This is a genomic window from Candidatus Culexarchaeum yellowstonense, from assembly GCF_024707025.1.
GTDB lineage: Archaea > Thermoproteota > Methanomethylicia > Culexarchaeales > Culexarchaeaceae > Culexarchaeum.
In genome coordinates, this window is the sequence record NZ_JANGFQ010000243.1 from 1 (window position 1) to 4,372 (window position 4,372).

The window sequence follows — 4,372 nt, forward strand, 5'->3', positions numbered from 1 at the left end:
AGCTATTGAGAAAATTCGTTTACATGGCGTCTTTGAGGTTTTGAATGTGTTTGATGAGCAAGATATCCTCTTTTTAAGGCAGATCTTTGGCACTAAGATTAGATTAATTAGGTAGAATAATGTCGTATTAAGGTGAAGCCTTTATTCAATGAAGATGATAAGAGCAAAATCAAGGTTAATGTGAAGAAGGCTGTTGAATTTCTGGGTTTGAGTAAACTTAAAAGTTCGGAGGAATCTATTGAGGGGATTGTGAGAAAAAGCTCATAAGATATTGTTTTAAATGTTGATATGTTAATTGAATGAATCACTCTTTATGGTGAAAATGAATATTTTTCGTTTTTATGTTGGAAGTTTTGTATTGTTCAAATGCTTTGTATGTTGAGATTGGATGTGATGGGTATTATATGTATTTGGAAACATAGTTTGGGAGTGTAGGAGGTGATTTTCGCTGGTAAGGAATTGTAGGTTTCATGTTGATATTTGTTTTTATTAGATTTGTAGTTTTTGTGTTTGATGATTTTCATTGTTGGTTTATGGGTGTGCTTTGATTTCAGTTTTTGATGACATCTTTTTGTTCTTTATGTGAATGTTGTTTACGTAGTTGATGGAGAATTGTATGAGAGGAGTTTGGTGGGGAGTGTTTATATGGATGCCTTTTTAATAGTGCGTTGTGCATGTATATGTGAGTGGTGAGGTTTATGGCTGATGTGGGGGGCGTTTCAGAGGGGCTGAAGAGGTTGAGGGGGGAGCTTTTGGGAGATGATAATGTACTCCTCGCATATGTGTTCGGCTCCTATGTACACGGTTTTACAACTCCATTGAGCGACGTGGATGTGGCGGTGCTCCTGAAAGACAACAGCTTGAGGAAACTAAGCGATTTGTGGAGCAAGCTCGCGAAAGCATTGAAAATTAATGAGGATCTCCTAGACCTTGTGGATCTGGCAAGGGCACCCCTCCGCTTGAAGTATAGCATAGTTAAATATGGCTTCAAGCTCATAGATAGAGGCAACTTCGAGGAAAAGCTGAGGGAGGAGCTTATAGGCAACTATCCAGAGGCTAGGCGTCTGCTGGAATCAACGTATGAAGAAGCCATGAGGACTATGAACTGCAAAGTGGATAAGGAGCTATTGAAGTCAAGGATAACCGAGATCCTAGAATGCATAGCTGCGTTGAGGGAGGATATATTGAGCATACCACGGGAACAAGTGATAGCCTCAAGGCTCCACAGAAGCTCGATGGAGAGGTACGTACACATAACTATAGAAACCATGCTGGATATATGCCGCCACATCGTTTCAGCGAAGAAGATGGGGATCCCGGAGACTTACAAGGACATAATCAAACTGCTGAAAGATAATGGCATACTACCCCCCGAACTTGCAGCTAGGATGGAGGAGTATGTGGGATTGAGAAACATATTGGTTCACAGATACATGGTCATCGATCATGAGAGATTATATGAGGAAGCCAAGATGCTTGTAAAGGTGGCTGAAGACTTCATATATGCTATGGAAGACTTATTGAAGAAAGAGTGTTGATGCTTTAGAGACCCTAGGTCTTAAGGTAGATCCTTTAACGGGGGGAATGTGGAAAAGATTGAGTACTACAGCTCTACGTTTAGCTAGTTTGCTCATGAGTCATATTCGGCTCAGAACTTAAGAGGGGCTAGAGTAACTGTTTATGATTCGAAGGCTATGGGTAATGTTAGGAGAATTTTGGTGGGGATGTTGAGTATGCTGGTAGTGTTGAGGAGTGTTTGAAAGATTCTGAGTGTGCAATTATTGTTACTGAGTGGGATGAATTCAAGAATATTAAACTTTACTGGTAATTATTTCAAGCACCCACTCCTCGAATTCCGGAATGATTTTTGAGGAAATTTTCATAGCCCAGCTCCATAGCTCCTCTGGTTTAACCGTTAAGTACCTATTTATGAGCCTGTTCCTTAGAATGATCATCGTCTTAATTCTTTCTCCCAAAGCTGGCTTCATCAGCCCATATCCTACAAGCTTCTCTATATACTCTCTATAGGCGCTTACGACGCCCAGCTGCTTTGCGCCGACTATGTGTGCGCATATATCTATCATTACCTGTATGATGTCTTGAACCATGCTTTTTAGGGCATACCAAGCTTCAGCATTACTTGACAATTCTTCAACCCTGCGTTTATTTAGGAATGATTCTAGGTGTCTATGAACTTGAGCTAGGTAGTCCAGAAACTCTTTAATGAGCTCTATGTCGATTCCTCTTGGGTTACTAATCCACCAGTGTAGCTCCTTCTGAATTTCCAACGCTATTTCTGGGAAATTTTTGTTAACCTCCTGAACAATTGCTTCCTCGTAACCTCTATCTACAAGCTTCACCCCTTCCTTCAAGACCTTCACCTTCAAGCGCAGAGGAGCCTTAGAGAGGTCAAGTATGTCTACCGCATCTTCATTGACCCCTAAAGATTTCGAAACGCTGAACAATACACGCCCTATCCCTGTCAAGCTGTTGTCCTTAAGGAGGACGGCTACATCGAAGTCGCTGATTGAAGAAGCCTTCCCAGTCGCCCTAGACCCAAATAAGTAGGCAAGGAGGATGTTTTCATCTTTCTCCAGCACATCCCTTAATCTATCAATAAGCTTCCTCCCTCCGACCTCCGTGCCATTCACCGCAACTTTACACCCAATTACCATTAGCTAAACAAGGAAATAGATTTTATGCATGAAAACTTCAATTCACACTTTACATCCATAGCCATGAATAATGCTGAGAAAATTTTTGGTGGGGATGTTGAGTATGCAGGTGGTGTGGAATTATGAGTTTAAATTGAAAGTGGAACTTCTAAAAGCGGGAAGATGAGGATAAATCCAATTAAACTAGGTGTAAAGCTATCATATTATAATCAGCATAAGATCCCGATATTGAAGATAGTGAAGATATTTAAGAAAAGTTAGGACTTTTAGGTAGTGTAGGTCTATGAGGTGGGCTAAGGGTGGGACATATCTGGGTTGAGGCTGTTATTAGGAATCCGTTTACAGGTGGAAGTGCATCTGTTAAAGCTCTTGTTGATACAGGGGCTACAGACACTGTAATCCCTAGGAAAATTGCTGAAGAGCTTCAGCTACCTGTGACTGGTAAAAGTGTTGTGCTAACAGCTAGAGGTCCTGTGGAGCTTGATGAGTGTATAGGGGTTATGGAGATTATGAGTAGGAGAAGGGCTGTGCCCATGCTGATATCGAGTGAATTAAACTTTGCACTTATAGGTGTTACAGCACTTGAATGGCTTCGCTTGGAAGTGGACCCTACTACAGGTAAGCTTAAGGAAAGTGTAGCATTTCTATTCTAAAGCAAATTCTTATAGTGTTTCAGTTTTGTTCTCCATAATCTCCTGCTCACAGATGCTCAAAATAAGATTAATAAACTTAACACGCTCTAAGAGTTTGTAGAAATTTTCAGCAAAAGCTTGCAACATCTATATGCAATCAATCTCATAGTCATCCTACAGATGCTTCTGCAAGCATCTCCAAACCATTTTCAACAACATCTCATCGAGGGAGAAGTAGCGTCGTTCTCTATAACAGTTATCAAACTTAGTTGCAGGGAAGAACTTAGCTAGAGATAGGAGAAGTAAATACGTGTTCTTATTAGATAATGATACAATGTTATTCAAGAAGGGCAGAAGATCTATTTGCTCAGGAGGTTAAGAGGATTTTGGGTGAGGGTGGACTTCATATTCATAGATGGAGACCATACGTATGAAGGTGTTAAGAGGGATTTTGAGATGCACTCTCTTCTGATGAGAAATTGTGGGGGTGATTTTCGCAAGTAGAGGGAATTTAAGAGTTTAAGTTGATATCGGTTTTATTAGATTTTGAAAGTGGCTTGTTTATGATTTTGTTCCATTTTCCATGTGTAAAATATAGTATAAGTTTTTACACATGGATACCCTACTTAAAACATTTCAGCTTTTAAGGCTTAGAGGCAACTCTCCAAATCGGCTGGGGAAAGAGATAAGAACACCCTCAATCACTATTACTTTTGATTGAATTGGAAAAGCTTAAGACTGAAGTGCTCAAGCTACTGAGGGAGGATGAAGAGTTTAGGTATGCCGTTGCAGGTCTAATAGGCTTAGGGGAAATTATTAAACGTTTAGAAGCTCATGATGAAAAATTCATCGAAATACTTAAGAGGCTTGATAGACATGATGAAAAGTTCATCGAGATACTCAAGCGTCTAGATTCCCATGATGAAAAGTTTGCTGAAATACTCAAACGTTTAGAAGTTCATGATGAAAAGTTCATTGAGATACTTAAAAGGCTTGATAGGCATGAAAATGAGATCGCTGAGCTTAGGAAGGATATGAATAGGGGTTTTGAGCTCATGTATAGGC

General features: G+C 40.1%; 4 protein-coding genes and 1 pseudogene. 4 read left to right on the top strand and 1 reads right to left on the bottom strand.

Annotated elements, in window-relative coordinates; all coding sequences use genetic code 11:
- Positions 1-132 precede the first annotated feature (132 nt).
- Both MRT15_RS12075 and MRT15_RS12080 read left to right on the top strand, forming a co-directional pair.
- Complete coding sequence (locus MRT15_RS12075) at positions 133-267, top strand: hypothetical protein (RefSeq protein ID WP_304330542.1); 135 nt, start codon at positions 133-135, stop codon at positions 265-267.
- Positions 268-698: 431 nt separating this feature from the next.
- A complete protein-coding gene (locus tag MRT15_RS12080; RefSeq protein ID WP_304330543.1) occupies positions 699-1,538 on the top strand; it encodes a HepT-like ribonuclease domain-containing protein in 840 nt (279 codons plus the stop codon).
- A 273-nt stretch (positions 1,539-1,811) separates the two neighbouring features.
- On the opposite strand, the gene MRT15_RS12085 is transcribed toward MRT15_RS12080, so the two are convergent.
- Positions 1,812-2,651: a HepT-like ribonuclease domain-containing protein gene (locus tag MRT15_RS12085; RefSeq protein ID WP_304330544.1), complete on the bottom strand. Its 840-nt coding sequence runs from the start codon at positions 2,649-2,651 to the stop codon at positions 1,812-1,814.
- A gap of 323 nt (positions 2,652-2,974) precedes the next feature.
- Here MRT15_RS12085 and MRT15_RS12090 point away from each other — a divergent pair, with 323 nt between their 5' ends.
- Positions 2,975-3,328 (top strand): retroviral-like aspartic protease family protein, encoded by a 354-nt coding sequence (locus tag MRT15_RS12090; protein ID WP_304330545.1) that lies wholly within the window; start codon positions 2,975-2,977, stop codon positions 3,326-3,328.
- A 701-nt stretch (positions 3,329-4,029) separates the two neighbouring features.
- Positions 4,030-4,372, top strand: a pseudogene (locus MRT15_RS12095) (hypothetical protein); the annotation flags it as partial.